General features: G+C 60.6%; 16 protein-coding genes and 1 pseudogene. 14 read left to right on the top strand and 3 right to left on the bottom strand.

Annotated features, from left to right (window positions below; all coding sequences use genetic code 11):
- Window positions 1-10: 10 nt before the first annotated feature.
- From hisS to KJB29_RS19500, 4 genes are all read left to right on the top strand, one after another.
- The gene (gene hisS / locus KJB29_RS04715; protein WP_215733588.1) at window positions 11-1,252 is read left to right on the top strand and encodes a histidine--tRNA ligase; all 1,242 of its coding nucleotides are present in this window, start codon (window positions 11-13) and stop codon (window positions 1,250-1,252) included.
- A 208-nt stretch (window positions 1,253-1,460) separates the two neighbouring features.
- On the top strand, window positions 1,461-4,004 hold the full coding sequence (acnB, locus tag KJB29_RS04710; RefSeq protein WP_215733587.1) for a bifunctional aconitate hydratase 2/2-methylisocitrate dehydratase: 2,544 nt from the start codon (window positions 1,461-1,463) through the stop codon (window positions 4,002-4,004).
- 179 nt (window positions 4,005-4,183) lie between these two features.
- Entirely contained in the window at window positions 4,184-4,882 is a 699-nt protein-coding gene (locus tag KJB29_RS19505; RefSeq protein WP_004511933.1) for a ribonucleotide reductase N-terminal alpha domain-containing protein, read from the top strand.
- Window positions 4,810-5,880: an adenosylcobalamin-dependent ribonucleoside-diphosphate reductase gene (locus KJB29_RS19500; protein ID WP_337998870.1), complete on the top strand. Its 1,071-nt coding sequence runs from the start codon at window positions 4,810-4,812 to the stop codon at window positions 5,878-5,880. Before KJB29_RS19505 ends, KJB29_RS19500 begins: the two co-directional genes overlap by 73 nt.
- 12 nt (window positions 5,881-5,892) lie before the next feature.
- Here KJB29_RS19500 and KJB29_RS04700 read toward each other — a convergent pair whose 3' ends face one another.
- A complete protein-coding gene (locus KJB29_RS04700) occupies window positions 5,893-6,285 on the bottom strand; it encodes a pyridoxamine 5'-phosphate oxidase family protein (RefSeq protein WP_004511935.1) in 393 nt (130 codons plus the stop codon).
- A 230-nt stretch (window positions 6,286-6,515) separates the two neighbouring features.
- Here KJB29_RS04700 and bfr point away from each other — a divergent pair, with 230 nt between their 5' ends.
- The 9 genes and pseudogenes from bfr (at window position 6,516) to KJB29_RS04655 (ending at window position 14,406) form a co-directional block, all read left to right on the top strand.
- On the top strand, window positions 6,516-6,983 hold the full coding sequence (gene bfr / locus KJB29_RS04695) for a bacterioferritin (RefSeq protein WP_004511936.1): 468 nt from the start codon (window positions 6,516-6,518) through the stop codon (window positions 6,981-6,983).
- Between the two features lie 313 nt (window positions 6,984-7,296).
- A pseudogene (locus KJB29_RS04690) lies at window positions 7,297-7,542 on the top strand (RrF2 family transcriptional regulator); the annotation flags it as partial.
- 48 nt (window positions 7,543-7,590) lie between these two features.
- The gene (gene cysW / locus KJB29_RS04685; protein WP_004511940.1) at window positions 7,591-8,427 is read left to right on the top strand and encodes a sulfate ABC transporter permease subunit CysW; all 837 of its coding nucleotides are present in this window, start codon (window positions 7,591-7,593) and stop codon (window positions 8,425-8,427) included.
- Between the two features lie 35 nt (window positions 8,428-8,462).
- Window positions 8,463-9,494 carry a sulfate/molybdate ABC transporter ATP-binding protein gene (locus tag KJB29_RS04680; protein WP_004511941.1) on the top strand — a complete coding sequence of 344 codons (1,032 nt, stop codon included), beginning with the start codon at window positions 8,463-8,465 and terminating at the stop codon, window positions 9,492-9,494.
- A gap of 47 nt (window positions 9,495-9,541) precedes the next feature.
- Window positions 9,542-9,688 (top strand): DUF2292 domain-containing protein, encoded by a 147-nt coding sequence (locus KJB29_RS19255; RefSeq protein ID WP_081431810.1) that lies wholly within the window; start codon window positions 9,542-9,544, stop codon window positions 9,686-9,688.
- A 171-nt stretch (window positions 9,689-9,859) separates the two neighbouring features.
- Window positions 9,860-11,869: an anaerobic carbon-monoxide dehydrogenase catalytic subunit gene (gene cooS, locus KJB29_RS04670; RefSeq protein WP_004511942.1), complete on the top strand. Its 2,010-nt coding sequence runs from the start codon at window positions 9,860-9,862 to the stop codon at window positions 11,867-11,869.
- A gap of 17 nt (window positions 11,870-11,886) precedes the next feature.
- Complete coding sequence (locus tag KJB29_RS04665; RefSeq protein ID WP_004511943.1) at window positions 11,887-12,852, top strand: ABC transporter substrate-binding protein; 966 nt, start codon at window positions 11,887-11,889, stop codon at window positions 12,850-12,852.
- 64 nt (window positions 12,853-12,916) lie between these two features.
- Window positions 12,917-13,615, top strand: a complete 699-nt coding sequence (locus tag KJB29_RS04660) for an ABC transporter permease (protein ID WP_246560374.1) — start codon at window positions 12,917-12,919, stop codon at window positions 13,613-13,615.
- Window positions 13,612-14,406, top strand: a complete 795-nt coding sequence (locus tag KJB29_RS04655) for an ABC transporter ATP-binding protein (protein ID WP_004511945.1) — start codon at window positions 13,612-13,614, stop codon at window positions 14,404-14,406. Before KJB29_RS04660 ends, KJB29_RS04655 begins: the two co-directional genes overlap by 4 nt.
- 61 nt (window positions 14,407-14,467) lie before the next feature.
- Here KJB29_RS04655 and hisG read toward each other — a convergent pair whose 3' ends face one another.
- Both hisG and hisI read right to left on the bottom strand, forming a co-directional pair.
- Complete coding sequence (hisG, locus tag KJB29_RS04650; protein WP_004511946.1) at window positions 14,468-15,343, bottom strand: ATP phosphoribosyltransferase; 876 nt, start codon at window positions 15,341-15,343, stop codon at window positions 14,468-14,470.
- Complete coding sequence (gene hisI / locus KJB29_RS04645; protein WP_207163094.1) at window positions 15,340-15,717, bottom strand: phosphoribosyl-AMP cyclohydrolase; 378 nt, start codon at window positions 15,715-15,717, stop codon at window positions 15,340-15,342. The genes hisG and hisI overlap by 4 nt, the downstream gene beginning before the upstream one ends.
- A 237-nt stretch (window positions 15,718-15,954) precedes the next feature.
- Between hisI and recC the strand changes: the two genes are divergently transcribed.
- A complete protein-coding gene (recC, locus tag KJB29_RS04640; protein ID WP_215733586.1) occupies window positions 15,955-19,137 on the top strand; it encodes an exodeoxyribonuclease V subunit gamma in 3,183 nt (1,060 codons plus the stop codon).
- Window positions 19,138-19,140: the final 3 nt, after the last annotated feature.

The following is a 19,140-nucleotide window of genomic DNA, read 5'->3' as shown; positions in this document are numbered from 1 at the left end:
AGGTAAGTACATGATTACTGGCGTCAAGGGTTTTAACGATATTCTTCCCGGCGAGGTGGAGCGGTGGCAGCACATCGAGGCGACCGCTCGCCGCGTTTTCGGTCTTTACGGCTATGCCGAGATTCGCGTTCCAATTCTTGAAAAAACCGAACTTTTTTGCCGCTCCATCGGCGACACCACCGACATCGTGGAGAAGGAGATGTACTCCTTTGTGGACAAGGGAGAAAATGCCGTAACCATGCGCCCCGAGGGGACCGCGAGCGTGATGCGCGCATATATTGAGCATAAGCTTTACGCCCAGGATCCGGTGGCAAAACTCTACTACATGGGACCGATGTTTCGGTACGAACGCCCTCAAAAGGGGCGCTACCGGCAATTCCACCAGATCGGCGCCGAGGTTACCGGCGTCACCGACCCCAAGGTGGACGCTCAGGTTCTCACCATGCTCTGCCATTTCTTTGCGGAACTCGGTCTTACGGAGCCGACCCTCCAGATAAACTCTCTCGGCTGCCCCGAGTGCCGTCCGGTCTATCGGGAGGCGCTGAAGAGCTTCCTCCGTGAGCGGCTCGACCGACTCTGCGATGACTGCAAGAGACGCTACGAAACCAACCCCCTCAGGGCGCTTGACTGCAAATCTGCACACTGCAAGGAGGCGACTGCCGACGCTCCGGCCATGCTCGACCACCTCTGCGCCGGCTGCGACGACCACTTTGCCGCCACACGCCGCCACCTGGAGCGGGCGGGCACCCCATACAGCATCAATAACAGGATGGTGCGCGGCCTCGACTATTACACCCGTACCACTTTCGAGCTGGTCACGGGGCTCCTCGGCGCCCAGAGCGCCGTGGCGGCCGGCGGTCGTTACGACGGGCTCATTGCCGATCTGGACGGTCCCGCCGTTCCCGGCATCGGCTTTGCCATGGGTGTCGAGCGGGTGGCTCTGCTGCTGGGTCAGCAGGAGTTCGCGCGGCGCCCCGACCTCTTTATCGCCGCCCTTGGAACTGAAGCCCAGGATGAAGCTTTTCGGCTCATGTGCGGCCTCCAGCGTCTTGGCGTTTCAGTGGAGATGGACTACGAGGGGAAGAGCCTCAAAAGCCAGATGCGCCGCTCCGATAAATTCAACTCCCGCTTCACCCTCATAATTGGAAGCGATGAGATGGCCAGTGGTAGAGCAACACTCAAAGCCATGGACACCGGCACCCAGTCCGATGTCCTCCTGGACCCGGCCGCCATTGCAGGTCAGGTAAAATAACGAGCGCAGGGGGGAGGTGAGGGTGAACTTTCCTTCCCCCTTCTGCGCTGTTTTGTGCCCCCTCTTCCCCTTCTCATAAGCCCCACTTAAGCAATTGACAATTCCCCGCAAAAATTGTATACAGTATCCATTTTCTTCCGCCGCACAATCATTTCAACGTCTCGAAATAACGATTGATTCAAGAAGTAAAATCACAGGAGGAATGGATATGATCGAAGCCTATCTCGCCCACGAAGCCGAACGGAAGGCGCAGGGTATTCCGGCGCTGCCCCTCAACCCGGAGCAGACTGCCGACCTGTGCAACCTGCTGCAAAATCCCCCTGCAGGTAAGGAGGAATTCCTTCTCAATCTGTTGAAAGAGCGCGTCTCCCCCGGCGTCGATCCTGCCGCCAAGGTCAAGGCTGCTTTCCTGGCCGAAATCGTCAAGGGTACCAAGAAGTCGCCGCTGGTTTCCAAGGTGGATGCCATCCGCATCCTCGGCACCATGATCGGCGGCTACAACGTGGGTCCCCTGGTTGAGGCCCTCAAGGATGCAGAACTGGCCGAAGAAGCCACCTGTGCCCTTTCAGGCATGACTCTGGTCTATGATGGCTTCGATCAGGTTGTAGAACTCAGCAAGAGCAATGCCGCCGCCAAGAAGGTACTGGAGTCTTGGGCCAATGCCGAGTGGTTCACCAACCGCCCCGGCGTTCCCGAGACCATCAAGGTCAAGGTTTTCAAGGTTGAAGGCGAGATCAACACCGACGACTTCTCCCCGGCCGGCGACGCCTGGAGCCGTCCCGATATCCCCCTTCACGCCCTGGCCATGGGCAAGACCCGCTTCCCGAACCGCCTCAAAGACATTGCTGACTGGCGCGCCGCCGGTCACCAAGTGGCCTTCGTGGGTGACGTGGTCGGTACCGGTTCTTCCCGCAAGTCCGCCTGCAACAGCGTGCTCTGGCACATGGGGCAGGACATCCCCGCCGTTCCCAACAAGAAGACTGCCGGTGTCATCATCGGCGGCGTCATCGCCCCGATCTTCTTCAATACCGCCCAGGATTCCGGTGCGCTCCCCCTCAAGGCTGATGTCACCAAGATGAACGACGGCGACGTCATCACCATCAACACCGCCAAAGGCGAGATCTCCAACGATAAGGGCGAGGTCATCTCCACCTTCAAAATCAGCCCCAACACCCTGGCCGACGAGTTCCGCGCCGGTGGCCGGATTCCGCTCATCATCGGCCGCGCTATCACCGAGAAGGCCCGCAAGGCCCTCGGCCTCGGCGATACCGATGTCTTCACCAAGCCGGTGAACCCCGCGCCCAAAGCCGGCCAGGGCTACTCCCTTGCCCAAAAGATGGTCGGCAAGGCCTGCGGCGTGGCCGGTATCCTCCCTGGCACCGCCTGCGAGCCGAAGATGACCACTGTCGGTTCCCAGGACACCACCGGCCCCATGACCGCCGACGAACTCAAGGAACTGGCCTGCCTCAAGTTCCTGTCGCCGATGTTCATGCAGTCCTTCTGCCACACCGCCGCTTATCCGAAGCCGGCCGATGTGAAAATGCACAAAAACCTCCCCGGCTTCATCATCGAGCGGGGCGGCGTACCCCTCAAGCCGGGTGACGGCGTTATCCACTCCTGGCTGAATCGTCTGCTCCTCCCGGATACCGTCGGTACCGGCGGCGACTCCCACACCCGCTTCCCCATCGGCATCAGCTTCCCGGCCGGTTCCGGACTGGTTGCCTTCGCCGGTGCCATGGGCTTCATGCCGCTTGATATGCCCGAGTCGGTCCTGGTTCGCTTCAAGGGTAAGCTCAACCCCGGCATCACCCTTCGCGACGCGGTCAACGCCATCCCCTACTGGGCCATCAAGCAGGGCAAACTGACCGTTCCCAAGAAGAACAAGATCAACATCTTCAACGGCCGCATCCTCGAGATGGAAGGGCTTCCCGACCTGACCGTGGAACAGGCCTTCGAGCTGACCGACGCTGCTGCCGAGCGCTCCGCCGCCGCAGGCTGCATCCAGCTCTCCAAGGAGAGCGTGGCCACCTACCTCCGCTCCAACGTAGCCCTCATGAAAAAGATGATTGCTGACGGCTACCAGGATGCCCAGACCCTCCAGAATCGCATCGACGCCGTCAATGAGTGGCTGAAGAACCCGCAGCTCCTCGAAGCCGACAAGAACGCCGTCGAGACCGGCGCCTACGCCGACGTCATCGAGATCGACCTGGCCGAGATCACTGAGCCGATCCTGGCCTGCCCCAATGACCCGGACGACGTGAAGCTCCTCTCCGATGTTGCCGGCACTCCGATCCAGGACGTCTTCCTCGGCTCCTGCATGACCAACATCGGTCACTTCCGTGCTGCCGCCGAGATCTGGCGCGGTCTTAAGTTCAACCCGAGCGTCCGCACCTGGATCTGCCCGCCGACCCGCATGGATCAGAAGCAGCTTAAGGACGAAGCTTACTTCTCGGTATACAGCGCCTTCGGGGCCCGGATCGAAATTGCCGGTTGCTCCCTCTGCATGGGTAACCAAGCCCGCGTTCCCGATGGTGTCAATATGTTCTCCACTTCAACCCGCAACTTTGACGACCGGATCGGTGATGGCGCTAAAGTATTCCTCGGTTCTGCCGAATTGGGCGCGGTAACTGCAACCTTGGGCAAACTGCCTACTGTTGCTGAGTTTATGGCTGCATACAAAGAGAAGGTTGAACCTAAGAAGGATGTTGTTTACAAGTATCTCCAGTTCGACGAGATGCCTGAGTACAAGTAACCTCAACGCATGATACAGAATGCTTGAGGCAGAGATGCTGAAAGCATGACATGAGACCCCCGTTCGGGCTTGCCCGGGCGGGGGTCTTGAATTTTGCGGAAGCGTGCCTGAACTTTCGTGAACTGTACTGGAACAGAGGGCAAGGTTGAGCTTCCCACGTAACGCCGTATACTCCTTTCATGGAACTCTCGGAAAATGCGCTAAAGGTTTTGAAGGCCCGCTACCTGCTGAAGGATGAAAACGGGCAGATTATAGAAACGCCAGAGGAGATGTTCGAGCGGATCGCCCGAACCGTCGCCAACACTGAAAAGCTCTATGACGGTGATACCGCCCAGTGGGAAGAGCGTTTTTTCACTCTTCTCTCGTCCCTGAGATTCCTCCCCAACTCCTCTGCACTCATGAACGCCGGCAAGCCGATGGGGCAGCTAGCCGCCTGCTTCGTTCTTCCTTTGGAAGATTCCATGCAGAGCATCTTCGATACCCTGAAGAACGCTGCGTTGATCCTCCAGAGCGGTGGCGGCACCGGCTTTTCCTTTTCCCGGCTTCGCCCCAGGGCTGATATTGTCCGCTCAACCGGCGGCATTGCCAGCGGCCCGGTTTCCTTCATGAAGATATTCAATACGGCCACCGACATCATCAAGCAGGGAGGAGCGCGGCGGGGCGCGAACATGGGGATACTCCACATCGATCACCCCGACATCCTGGAGTTCATCCGGGTGAAACGGAATGTTCAGGAGCTGGCCAACTTCAACATTTCCGTGGCGGTTACCGATGCCTTCATGGAGGCGCTCCACGCAAAAGGGGAATACCAGATCGTCAACCCACGTTCAGGCAAGATAGTTGGCACCTCAAGGCCGACGAGGTTTTCGATGAAATAGTCGAAAGCGCGTGGGGAACGGGAGACCCGGGTCTGGTATTCATCGACCGGATCAACCGCGCAAATCCTACCCCTCATATCGGCTCATTCGAGAGCACAAACCCCTGCGGCGAGCAACCACTCCTGCCTTATGAGGCATGCGTCCTCGGCTCCCTGAACGTGGCACGATACCTCAAGGATCCGGGAATAGATTTTCCCTCCCTGGCTGAAGATATCAAAACTGCCGTGCGGTTCCTCGACGATACCATCGATGCCAACATTTATCCCTTGCCGGCCATCGAGCTGATGCACAAGGGAAACCGCAAGATCGGCCTCGGCGTCATGGGGTGGGCGGACCTGCTCCTGCGGCTCGGGCTTCCGTACAATCATCCGCAATCCTTCGCCCTGGCCCGATCGCTGATGAAGTTCGTCAGGGACACCTCGCGGAAGGCGTCGGCAGAGCTTGCCGAAGAGCGGGGCGTCTTCCCTAATTTTGCAGGGTCGGTCTATGATGCTCCCGACCGTCCGCGGGTACGCAATGCTACCACTACAACCATTGCACCCACGGGGACCCTGGCGACCATCGCGGACTGTTCCAGCGGCATCGAACCGCTTTTTGCCCTTGCCTATAAGAGGAATGTTCTGGGTACCGAGCTTACGGAAATCAATGGGTATTTCTTGAACGTCGCCAAGGAACGGGGTTTGTTCTCAGACGAACTCATGCAGAAGGTTATGGAGCAGGGTAATCTGCGCGGTATAACCGGCATTCCAGCCGATATCAGAAGGCTCTTCAAGACCGCCCTGGAGATACCCGCAGCAGATCACATCGAGATGCAGGCTGCCTTCCAGGAGTACACGGACAATGCCGTTTCCAAGACGGTCAATCTCCCCGCCAGGGCGACACGGGGAGATGTGGCCAAAGCTTTCCTTCTTGCCTATGAGAAGGGGGTAAAAGGGATAACCGTTTTCAGGTACGGGAGTAAGAAAGGGACTCTGGTGAAATTCGTCGATACCGATTGAGCATCCGGCAGGCTACATTGGCTTGTCGGTATGCACACCCACCGAGAACGTGAGGATTGCCCCAACCCTGACTTCGAGGCGAGACGCAACTTGCGGCATCCCCGGTACCTCCAGCCCCGGCACGAATCCGTCAAGAATCGCCGTATCGGTGACCTTTTCCACTATGCCGAGAAACTGGTAGCCGTTACGGCCATCGGGGGTCGTTACCGATACGGAGACCTTAGGGTTTCCTTTTACGTTGCGGAGGGTCTCCGGACAACACCACGATTCAAAGACGATACGATCGGATCCCTCGACCTTCAGGTTTTCCCCCGCAGCCAAATGGGGAACTCCCTGAAGCGTCGCTGATGCGACGAAAGCAATGCCTCTCTCCTCTACAAATTTTTGAACCGTCTCAGGTATCATGGCGTTCCTCTATTAGTACGGGTTCCGCTCACCAGCCGCTCCAGCAAGAACAAGTATAGGGCTCCATCAGGCGATTACAAGGAACAGGCGTCTCTTTACGTCGCAGTGATGAGCAGGCGATCCGGATAAGTGGAGAACACCACTTGACCTTTGAGCTGCTTCTGCTTCACTTGACAGTAGTTATTGCAATGCTGCGGGTACACACTACGGAATCGAAAGGGAGACGAGACATGAAAGGAAACGAGAAGATCATCGAGCATCTGAACGCACGCCTGGCTGAAGAGTTGACGGCTGTGAACCAGTACTTCGTGCATGCCGAAATGTGCGAAAACTGGGGCTATGAGCGGCTCCACGCCATGATCCGCAAGCGCGCAATCGACGAGATGAAGCATGCAGAAAAGCTTATTGCCCGGATCCTGTTCCTGGAAGGAAGGCCGATCGTGAGTGACCTTAACAAGATGCACATCGGTGAAGAAGTTCCCAAAATGCATGAAAACGACCGGCTTGCAGAAGAGTCCGCCATCAAGGGGTATAACGAAAGCATCCGGCTGGCGGTGGAGGTCGGGGATAACGGAACACGGGAGCTTCTGGAATCGATCCTGAAGGATGAAGAGGAACATATAGACAATCTTGAAGCCCAGCTCGACCAGCTCCGGCAGATGGGGCCACAGTGCTATCTCTCCGAACAGATCGACTAAACGGAAACAGCATGCATTCCATCCAGATCCTGCTGCCGCTCTACGACAATGGCGGTACCCCCTTTCCTCAAAAGGAATTACTAAGGGAAACACGGGAATAAATAGAGAAATCTCACACTGTGCTGCTTGTGAGTTTTCTGAAAAGGTCAAGGGGTTAGTGTGTAGGCTAACCCCTTTATATTTGGAATTTTAGCGAGTGACAACACTTCAGGCCGGCCCCGCAGGATTTTTGCAAGAGCCTCTTCGCATCATAAATTTATCTTGACGCAACGCGGGAAAGAGTTTACTTATTCTCTATAGGATTTGTAGACAAATGATTTCCAAAAAGACCAAATACGCCCTCAAGGCGCTCCTTTACCTGGCTCGGGAGTACGACCGGGGCCCGATTCTCATTGCGGACCTGGCCCGGGAAGAGCGGATTCCCAAGAAGTTTCTGGAATTGATCCTGCTGGCGCTCAAGAACGCCGGGGTGCTCCAGAGCAAGAAGGGGAAGGGGGGCGGGTACTACCTGGCCCACCCACCACGGGAGATCACCATGGGTAAGGTGATCAGGAACCTCCTCCAGAAATGGAGCAGGCGCCACGCGGCCTGATCGGGAGACTACGACATGTCCAGCATTTCTGCAAAATCAGCCCGCACCGAGCCGGCTCTCGTGCGCTGGTTGCTCATCGTCACGGCGTTCCTCTTCCTGGGCCTCTTCCTCTTCGTCCCCTTGGCGGCGGTTTTCGTCCAAGCCCTGGAGAAGGGATGGGGCGCGTATCTCTCCGCCATCCGCGAGCCCGACGCCCTGGCGGCGGTGAAGCTGACTCTCGTCACCGCAGCGGTGAGCGTGCCGGTGAACCTGGTCTTCGGGGTGGTGGCCGCCTGGGCCATCGCCAAGTTCGAGTTCCGGGGGAAGCAACTCCTCATCACCCTCATCGACCTGCCGTTCTCGGTGTCGCCGGTCATTTCCGGGCTCATCTACGTGCTCCTCTTCGGGCTCCAGGGTTGGCTCGGGCCGTGGCTCCAGGCCCATGACCTGAAGATCATCTTCGCCGTGCCGGGGATCGTCCTCGCCACGGTCTTCGTCACCTTCCCCTTCGTAGCCCGGGAGCTGATTCCGCTCATGGAGGCCCAGGGGAAGGACGAGGAGGAGGCGGCCATTACCCTTGGCGCGAGCGGCTTCCAAGCGTTCTGGCGGGTGACGATACCCAACATCAAGTGGGGGCTCCTCTACGGGGTGATCCTCTGCAACGCCCGGGCAATGGGGGAGTTCGGTGCCGTCTCGGTGGTTTCCGGCCATATCCGGGGGGCGACCAACACGATCCCCCTCCACGTGGAGATCCTCTACAACGAATACAACTACGTTGCCGCCTTTGCCGTGGCCTCGCTCCTGGCGCTTCTGGCGCTGGTCACTCTGGTGGCGAAGAGTTTCGTCGAGTGGCGGATGCGCGAGAGCGCTTAACCTGATCGCCAAGACCATCACAAAGGAACCATGACATGAGCATAGAGATTGTCAGTGTCAACAAAGCTTTTGGCAGCTTCACCGCCCTGAACGACGTGAACCTCACCGTGCCGTCGGGGGAACTGACGGCGCTCCTCGGCCCCTCGGGGTCGGGTAAGACGACCCTCCTGCGGATCATCGCCGGGTTGGAGACCCCCGATGCGGGCTCGATCCGCTTCGACGGCGAGGAGACCACCGACCGCCACGTGCGGGAGCGGCAAGTGGGGTTCGTCTTCCAGCACTATGCGCTCTTCCGGCACATGACTGTGGCAGAGAACGTCGCCTTCGGCCTCACCGTAAAGCCGCGCAAGGAGCGGCCGTCGAAGAAGGAGATCAGGGAGCGGGTCTTTGAACTCCTGCGCCTCGTGCAACTCGAAGGACTTGCCGACCGCTACCCGTCGCAGCTCTCGGGGGGCCAGCGACAGCGGGTGGCCCTGGCCCGGGCCCTGGCGGTGGAGCCGAAGGTGCTCCTCCTTGACGAGCCCTTCGGCGCCTTGGACGCCAAGGTGCGGGTGGAACTCAGAAGGTGGCTGCGGCGGCTCCATGACGAGATCCATGTCACGAGCGTCTTCGTCACCCACGACCAGGAGGAGGCCCTGGAAGTGGCCGACCGGATCGTGGTGATGAACAAGGGGCGGATCGAGCAGGTGGGGACCCCGGCCGAGGTCTACGATCAGCCGGCCAACCCTTTCGTCTTCGACTTCCTCGGCAGCGTGAACCTCTTCCACTGCCGGGCGGAGCAGGGACAGGCGCGGGCAGCGGCCCCGGAACTTTCCGTGGGGTATGTCCGCTCCCACGACATCGAGGTGGAGCGCACCCCCACCGTTGCTGCTGTAGAGGCCGAGGTGCGTCATGTCCAGGCGGTGGGTCCGGCGGTGCGGGTGGAGCTCCTCGTGCGGGGCACCGGCAAGACGGTGGAGGCGGAACTCTCCCGGGACGGGGCCGAGCGCCTCGCCCTCGGCATAGGTGAAACGGTCTACGCCCGGCCCCGGAAGATGCAGAGGTTTGTGGGTGATTATCAGATTTAGTGGCGCCACCGATCAGAAGGAGTTGAGAGACGGCAAACGCGGCGGTTATCGATCAGGGAGAACCGTGGAGCAGTGACCGGGAGGAGAAAATCCGGGCGGCGCTGTGGGAGATCCGCTTCGGCACGGTCACCCTCGTCATTCAGGACGGGAAGGTGATCAAGATCGACAAGAGCGAAAAGGTCTGGCTGAAGTAACTGCTCTAAATTACGCAACTAGATGTGAAATTTTGACAGTATGTGTTGACAATTTAAAAACCATTCTTTATTTTTTCGGTTCACTTTATCTGTTGATGTTGTTTGTGTAACTTATAGTAATAAAGTCAAGAACAGATTTGATTAATATATCGAGCCAAGAGAGAGCAGATCATGAGCAAGAAGAACACGTTTCCAACCAAGGGCGATGTTATCGCCCGCACCCCCGATCCAGCGGTCCGAGCCATTCTGGAACATCTGGACCAGGCCGGCATTGAGACCTCCTTCGATCGTTTCGATGCCCAGAAGCCCCACTGCGGTTTCGGCCTGGCCGGAACATGCTGCAAGAACTGCCACATGGGCCCCTGCCGGATTACGCCGAAAAGCCAGCGGGGCGTCTGCGGCGCCGATGCGCACCTGATCGTTGCCCGCAATATACTCCGCTGGACGGCGGCGGGTGTGGCGGCCCACGGGGCCCGGGGACGGGAGGTGATGCTGGCCCTCAAAGGGGCGGCTGAAGGCGCTCTCGACCTGCCGATCCTCGGCCCGGAAAAGGTCGTGGCCACAGCCAAAGCGTTCGGGATCTTTGATGAAAATAAAGCCATCCCCCAGATGGCGGGTGAGATTGCCCTCATCCTCCTGGAGGACCTCTGCCGGACCATTCCCGGACCGCACCGGACCCTGGAGGCCATGGCGACTCCTGAGCGTCTTTCTGTCTGGAAGGAACTCGACATCCTCCCAGTTGGGGCCTACCACGAGGTGTTCGAGGCCCTGCACCGCACCACCACCGGCACCGACGGCGATTGGGAAAACGTCATGCGCCAGGTGCTCCGCTGCGGCCTTGCCTTTGCCTGGAGCAGCGTGATGGGGTCCGCCGTCGCCATGGACTGTCTCTATGGTCTCCCCAAGCGGAGCCGGGTTTCAACCAATGTTGGAGCAATCACCGAAAATACCGTGAACATCGCCGTCCACGGCCATTCGCCGGTGCTGGTGGCTGCCATCCTTGCAGCAGCCCGGCGGACGGAGCTGATTGAGGAGGCGAAAGAAGCGGGGGCCGAGACCGTTCGGCTCTACGGCATCTGCTGCTCCGGCCACTCGGCCTTGGCCAAGTTCGGCGACGTTACCCCCCTCTCAAACGCCATGGGGGCGGAGCTGGTGCTGGCAACCGGCGCCCTTGACCTTTGGGTGGCCGATGTCCAGGACGTTTTCCCCGGCATCATGGACGTTGCCGCCTGCTTCCACACCCGGGTGGTTACCACCAGTGACTCGGCCCGGCTTCCCGGTGCCGAGCATATTGCCTTTGACCACCATCACTCCAACCTCGACCAGGCCGACCAGTTGGCCCAGCGGATCGTGCGGCGCGGCATCCAGGCCTTCGGCGAGCGACAGGCAGGCAAGGTCTTCATCCCCCCTGCCCGGATGGACGCCGAGGTGGGCTTCTCCGTGGAGAATATCACCGCCACCTTTGGCGGGGCAGACCGACTCCTTGAACACCTGCAGAGCGGCCGCATCCGCGGCGTGGTGAACCTCGTGGGGTGCAACAATCCCAAGGTGGTCTACGAGGAGGCGGTGGTGAAGGTGGCCGAGGAACTCATCGCCCACGACGTGGTGCTTCTGACCAACGGTTGTGCCGCCTTTGCCCTGCTGAAGATGGGCTTTTGCCTCCCCGAGGGGGTGACCGGGGCCGGTGATGGGTTAAAGAGCGTGCTCGGTCCCCTCAACTTGCCGCCGGTCTGGCACATGGGCGAATGCCTCGACAACGCCCGGGCTTCAGCGCTGTTCAAGGGCTTGGCCCTGACCGCAGCCGAGCCCCTGCGTCGTCTCCCCTGCGCCTTTTCCAGCCCCGAGTGGTCCAACGAGAAGGGGCTCGGCGCAGCCCTCGGCTTCCGCCTTCTTGGCCTTAACTCCTACCACTGCATCGCCCCGCCAGTGGCCGGCTCGGACAAGGTCGCCCGCTTTTTCGCCGAGGCCACCCGGGAAACCCTCGGATCGGTCATGGTGGTGGATGGAGACCCTGTAGCCCTTGCCCGCCGGATCGTCGCCGACTTCGATGAGCGTCGTGCCGCGCTCGGCTGGGCCCCCTGCGGCCCGCCTGCCTCGGCCCGGCTCATGGCGCTCCAGCAGGAGGCGGGCCACGCCCATGCCCACGCCCACGGGCACCCACATCATCACGAACATCCGTAAAGACGGAGGATATACCCATGAACAGACGCGACTTTCTCAAAACCTCGGGCCTGGCTTTGGCTGCTGCTGCCACTCCCTTCGGCCGTTTCGCCTGGGCCGGCGGGGCCACACTTTCCCTTAAGATCGGTTATCTCCCCCTCACCGATCACCTCCTCATGATTGCCGCCGAGAGGGAGCAGTTCAAAAACATCCGCATCAAGCCGGTGAGGTTTTCCTCATGGCCCGAGATCGCCGAAGCCCTGAAGAATGGGAAAATCGACGGCGGTTTCCTCCTCACTCCCATGGGGTTGGCGCTCCGCCAAAAGGGGGCACCGATCAAAGTGGTGCTCCTGGGGCACCGTAATGGCAGCGCCATAACGGTAAAAAATTCACCCGATATCAACCGTATCACGGATTTGCGGGGCAAGACCGTCGCCATACCGAGTCCTTTTTCGACTCACAACCTGCTGCTGCGCAAGGCCTTGAGCGAGAAGGGGCTGGTGCCGGGGCGGGACGTGAAAGTGATAGATATGGCGCCTCCCGAGATGCCGGTTGCACTCGCCACCGGCCGGATCCACGGCTTCATGGTGGCCGAGCCTTTCGGTGCCCAGGCCGAGGCCCAGAAGGTGGGAAAGATCCTCGTTCTCTCCAAGGATATCTGGAAAGACCACATCTGCTGCACCCTTAACCTGCAGGAAAAGATAATCCAGAGCTATCCTGCCGAGGTACAGGAACTGGTTACGGGGCTTATCCGTACCGCTTCTTTCATTGAGTCCAAGCCGGCCGAAGCGGCCAGGGGATCGGTAAAGATTCTCGGCCAGCGCCCGGAGATCGTAGAGAAAGTCCTCACTACTCCTCAGGATCGCCTCACTTTCCGAAATTTGGCTCCTTCACGGGCAGATTTCGTCGCCATTCAGGACTACATGGTGAAGTTTGGGGTTGCGAAAGCCAAGGTGGATCTGACTGGCTATCTGGATGACCGCTTTGCGAAGAGGAAAGGGTAGATCGATGGCTCCCAAGTCAGCACAGCGGGTATTACCGCTTGTATCAGCAGCGGCATTCATCGCAATGTGGCAGGTTGTAGCCAGATTCTACCCGCCGGAACAATTTCCCGCCCCCACAGACGTGGTAAAGGCTCTGGTTGAGCTCTCCGCCGACGGGGTTCTCTGGGGGCATATCGGCGTGAGTCTCGCCCGGTTCGGTAGTGCCTATTTGCTGGCGCTGGTAACGGCGGTCCCCCTTGGCCTGCTGCTCGGGCGCCAACCGCTTGCCCGCTGCGCCGTTGATCCCCTGATACAGCTTCTTCGCCCGATTTCACCCATTGCGTGGTTTCCCCTCGCGGTTCTTTGGTTCGGGATCGGCAATGCACCGGCTGTCTTCATTATTTTCCTCTCGGTGTTCTTTCCGATCCTTGTCTCAACCATAAGCGCGGTGGTGAAGGTTCCGGTCATCTATCTGAAGGTGGCCGCCAATTTTGGCACTCGTCCGTTGCCGACCTTTCTCAGGGTTGTGGTTCCTGCCGCCTTTCCAGGCATCATGGTGGGGCTACATATCGGGGTGGGGACCGGCTGGATCCATCTGGTGGCCGGAGAGATGCTGGGTGCCCAGTCGGGGCTCGGCTTCATGATTATTGATGCTCGTAATTTCCTGCGCACCGACTGGATTCTCGCCGGTATGCTGGTGGTCGGGCTACTGGGGCTTCTCATAAACAGGGTGATGCGGCTTGCCGAGTTGTGGCTTGGCCGTCGATGGGGAGGTGCGGCATGAGCCGGCCGGTGAAAATTAACCTTCAAGGCGTTGAAAAACGTTTCCCTGCGTCGGGAGGAAAAGAGATTACGGCTTTGCAGCGGCTCGACCTGGAGATTGGCGCTGGCGAGTTTATCTGTCTGGTGGGACCATCGGGCTGCGGCAAAACAACCCTGATCAATCTCATGGCCGGTTTCGATCGACCCTCGTCAGGCAGCATAACCATTGACGGCCAGCCAGTAACGGGTCCGGACCCCGACCACATCATGATCTTTCAGGATTACGGTCTTTTCCCGTGGCGGACGGTGCTGGGCAACGTTCTCTTCGCCCTGCAATCAAGGGGGGTGGGGAAAAAAGAGGCCCAGGAGCGGGCCACCGAATACTTGAAACTGGTCGGGCTCTCCTCCTTTCTTCAGAGCTTTCCGCACCAGCTTTCCGGAGGGATGAAGCAGCGGGTCGCCATTGCACGCGCCCTGGCGGTGGAGCCTTCCGTCCTCTTCATGGACGAACCATTCGCAGCGCTGGACGCTTTTACCCGCCTGCGCCTCCAGGACGAGGTCCTGCGTCTGTGGGAAGAGAAGCGGCCTACGGTGATCTTCGTCACCCATGACCTCGACGAGGCTATTTACCTTGGCGGACGGGTTATTCTCATGGCCCCCGATCCCGGTCGAGTCAGCAAGATTCTTCCCGTTTATCTCCCTCGTCCCTGTGACCGGACCAGTGAGGAATTCGCCACCTACCGGCGAGAACTCTTCGAAGAGTTTCACCTGGTACATCGGGAAGCGGCAGGCGAGGCTGCGTACAGCATTTAGCGCAGCCGGCGCCCGTTCCGCTGACCGTCAAACGGGTCTGGCTGTTCCTCCCAGAAAGGAATCACAGCACCTTGTTCAGCGAGTACTCGATGATCCCCTGGGCACCGAGGGCCAGGAGTTGCGGCACTATCCGCCGCACTTCCTTCTCGTGGAGCACGCTCTCGATGGAGACCCACTCCGATTTGTAGAGATGGGAAACCGTGGGACGGTTGAGGCTGGGAAGGATTTCCGTGATGGCCTCGACCTTGTCGTTGGGGGCGTTCATCTTGAGACCCACCATCCCTTCGGCGGCCAGGGACGCCTTGAGGAGCGTGGCGATGGTCTCGATCTTCTGGCGCTTCCAGGGATCGGCCCAGGCGGCCTTGTTGGCGATGAGGACCGGCACCGACTCCATGAGGTCGCAGACGATGCGCAGGCCGTTGGCCTTGATGGTGGAGCCGGTTTCGGTCACCTCAACGATGGCGTCGCAGAGGCCATCCACCACCTTGGCCTCGGTGGCCCCCCAGGAGAACTCCACGTTCACCGGGATGTTACGCTCGGCGAAGTAGCGCTTGGTGAAGCCGACCAGCTCGGTGGAGATGGTGGCGCCGTGGAGGTCTTCGGGCTTCTGCACCGTCGAGTCCTTGGTGACCACCAGTACCCAGCGGGCCGGGCGGCGGGAGACTTTGGAGTAGACCATCTCGCAGACTTCCACCACGTCGGAGTCGTTCTCCCGAACCCAGTCGCGGCCGGCGATGCCGGCGTCTATGGTGCCGCGCTCCACGTATTTCCCCATCTCCTGGGGGCGGATCAGCTTGCAGTTCAGCTCGTCGTCGTCAACGCCGGGGAAGTAGCTGCGGGAGGAGATGCTGATCTGCCATCCCGATTTCCTGAAGAGTTCCACGGTGGCGTTTTCGAGGCTTCCCTTGGGGATGCCGAGGTTCAGGAGGTTGCTCATTTCTTGTAGACCTCCTTCGGATCGAAGAGGGGGTTGGAGTGCTCGACCCACTGGCCATCTTCCCACCGCACGTAGAAGCAGCTCCGGTTGCCGGTGTGGCAGGCGGCCGGGCCGTTCTGCTTCACCTTGATGACGACGGAGTCGGCGTCGCAGTCGGTGAGGACTTCGATAACCTCTTGAGTGTTACCCGACTCCTCGCCCTTCATCCAGTACTTGTTGCGGGTGCGGCTGAAGAACCAGGTTTTGCCCGACTCAAGGGTCAGGTTAAGGGTTTTTTCGTCCATGAACGCCACCATGAGAACCTCGCCGGATTCGTGGTCCTGGATGATGGCGGGAATGAGTCCGCCCATTTTCTGGAAATCGATCTGGATCATAATGTTTTGCGCGCCTCCTCTGGAAAGTGTTCGTGAAAAACAACTTGTGTTTAATACCGTGGCGCCTTAGAAAGTGTCAACAGAAGAAACGCCCCCCCGTAGGCTCCTCCCTTTCTTTTCTCGGCAAAAGCGTATAGTCTGATGTCCCTGGTGACGGCAAAGCAAGTTCGAGACGTATTGTGACGCATTGTCCTCCTACGATGCAGCTATAAGATTATTTCTTTCGCGGAGCACTCCATGTCCCTTTTCCTCTACTCCAGCAACCGGATGGAGCACCTCGTAGACCGGCTCGGCAAGGTGTTGCGGCGTCCCCTGGCCGACCACCTGGCGCCGGAGGTGATCGTGGTCCAGAGCAAGGGGATGCAGCGCTGGCTTTCCATGGAGCTGGCAAAGGAAACCGGTGTCTGGGCAAATGGTGTTTATCCGTTCCCCAACGCCTTTGTCTGGGACTTGTTCCGGAAGGCTCTGCCGGATCTCCCTGCCGCATCCCCCTTCGACCCGGCGGTGCTGTCGTGGCGGATAATGGAGTTGCTCCCCGGTTTTCTGGAGCAGCCCGCTTTCGCACCCCTGGCGGGTTACCTGGCCGGGGGGCAGCGGGAGCTGAAACTCTACCAGCTTGCCGGAAAGATCGCCGACACCTTCGACCAGTACACCATCTTCCGTCCCGACATGATCAACCGCTGGGAAAAAGTAGGGGAGAGCCACTGGCAGGCCATCCTCTGGAGGGCCTTGGCAGAGCAGGGGAGGGGGCTCCACCGGGAGGCGGTGCGGAGCGAATTCTTCCGGCGCCTGGCCCGGGGCGAGGTGGACACGGCGCTGTTCCCGGAGCGGATCACCGTCTTCGGCATCTCGTACTTACCCCAGTTCCACCTGGACGTCTTCCGGCGCATCGCCGATTTCACCGAGGTGAATCTCTTTCTCATGGGCCCCTGCCGGGAGTACTGGGCCGACATCCTCCCCGAGCGGATCATCGCCCGGCTCTCTCCGGAGGAGCGGGAGGTGCGGATCGAGGGGAACCCGCTCCTGGCCTCCCTGGGGCTCCTGGGGAAGGAGTTTTCCGATACCCTCGTGGATCTGGGGGCCACGGCCGGCGGCGACACCGATCTCTACGGCGATGCCCCCGACACGACACTCCTCGGCATGGTGCAGAACGACATCCTCCGCCTGGAGGGGAGCAACGGCGACCAACGTCCCGTGGACGCGGCGGACCGTTCCATCCTGATTTCATCCTGCCACAGCCCCATGCGGGAGGTGGAGGTGCTTCACGACACCCTCCTGAACCTCTTTGCCTCCTCGGACGACCTCACCCCCCGCGACATCCTCGTCATGACGCCGGACATCGAGACCTACGCCCCCTATATCTCCGCAGTTTTCGACGGGTGCCGGGACCCGCGGCTGAAGATTCCCTACTCCATCGCCGACCGGAGCATCCGGAGGGAAGGAGGACTTGTGGAAACCTTCCTGGCGATTCTCGACCTTCCCGGCAAGCGGTTCCCGGTGACCGCGGTCACGGAGATCCTGGCCTCGCCCCCGGTTCACGGCCGGTTCGGCCTCGACGCCGGCCATCTGGAACTGATCCGAACCTGGCTGGAGGAGACCCGCATCCGGTGGGGAATGGATGGGGAGGAGCGGCGCCGCGCCGGCTTCCCCCCCTACCGGGAGCACAGTTGGCGGGCCGGGCTGGACCGGCTCCTCCTGGGGTATGCCATGCCCGAAGAGGATGGCCGGATGGTGGAGGGGATTCTCCCCTTCGACGCCATGGAAGGGGAGGGGCCAACGGTCCTGGGACGGTTTGCGGGCTTCGTGGAAGGGCTTCACGCCTTGGTGGACGAACTGAACCGCCCCCGCACCCTGACGGAGTGGGTGCGGCTCTGCCGGCGGATTCTCGACGATTTCTTCACCCCAGGGGAGGAGGGGGCATTTGACCTGGCCACCCTGAACGGCATTCTCACCGAGTTGGAGACGGTGCGGGACGAGGCGGGATTCGGCGGCGCGGTGGCGCTGCCGGTGATCCGGGCCTGGCTCCGGGGAAGGCTCGACCGGGAGGTGCGGGGGCTCGGCTTCATGACCGGCGGGGTCACCTTCTGCGCCATGCTCCCCATGCGGAGCATCCCCTTCAAGGTCATCGCGCTCCTTGGCATGAACGACGGGGCATTCCCCCGCCGGAACACCCCCCCCGGCTTCGACCTCATCGCCCGGGACCGGCGGCGGGGAGACCGCTCCCTGCGGGACGAGGACCGTTACCTCTTCCTGGAGGCCCTTCTCTCGGCCCGGCGGCATTTTATCATCAGCTACACGGGGCAGAGCATCCGGGACAACAGCACGCTTCCTCCGTCGGTCCTCGTGGACGAGTTTCTCGACTACCTGGGGCGCCGCTTCTCGGACGGCACTCCGGACTTCCCGAAAACACTCGTGAGCAGGCACCGGCTCCAGCCCTTCAGCCCGGTCTACTTCACCGGCGACGGCAGGCTTTTCAGCTATTCGGAGGAGAACTGCCGGGCCGTGGCCCAGCGCCTGAAGGGGGCCGTGCCGATGCCTCCCTTCATCACCGAGCCCCTGCCGGAGCCTCCGGATGAGCTGCTGACGGTCTCCCTTTCAGCTCTTCTTTACTTCTTCGATAACCCGGCCCGCTACTTCGCGCGGACCCGGCTCGGCATCCGGCTCGACGAGCTTCCGCCTCCCCTGGAGGACCGGGAGCCTTTTGCCATTGATTCCCTCGACGCTTACCGGCTCAGGGAAGAGATGCTGGATCTGGCTCTGGAGGGGAGGGAACCGAGGGAAACCTTTGCCCTGGCCCGGGCCCGGGGGATACTGCCGCCGGCCCGCCAGGGGGAGCTCCTGTTCCGGGGGCTTGGCGACGGGGTGCGGGAGCTGGCCGGACGGATCGGGGCGCTAACCTGCGGGAAGGCTCCCCTGGATTCCCTCCCCGTCGATCTGGCGATCGGCCCCTACCGCATAAACGGCACCGTGGGCGACATCTGGCCCGATGCTCTCCTGCGCTTCCGGGTTGGCAAGCTCTCGGGCCGGGACCAGGTGCGGCTCTGGATCGAGCACCTGATACTGAACGCCCTCGATCGTGGGGGGTATCCGTCCGAGAGCGTACTTGTGGCAACCGATGCTGACCTGCGCCTGGCGCCGGTAACGGAGCCCCTGGCCCACCTGGAGACACTCCTCGGCCTCTACGGGCAGGGCCTCCGGGAGCCGCTCCGGTTCTTTCCACGCACCGCGGCCGCCTATGGGAAAAAGGGAGAGCTTTCCGCCGCCCGCACCGCTTGGGGAGGGGAGTTCTTCCCCGAGGGGGACGACCCCTACTACCGCCTCTGCTTCGGCGGCATCGACCCCCTCGACGGGGAATTCGAGCGGATCGCCCGGGCAGTATTCGGCCCCCTGAACGAGCATCGGCAGGGCAAGGGGGAGTAAGCG

Origin of the sequence: Geobacter grbiciae (assembly GCF_018531165.1) — a bacterium.
Taxonomy (GTDB): domain Bacteria; phylum Desulfobacterota; class Desulfuromonadia; order Geobacterales; family Geobacteraceae; genus Geobacter; species Geobacter metallireducens.
The sequence above is the reverse complement of the archived record's forward strand: the minus strand, read 5'-3'. Positions and strand labels throughout refer to the sequence as shown.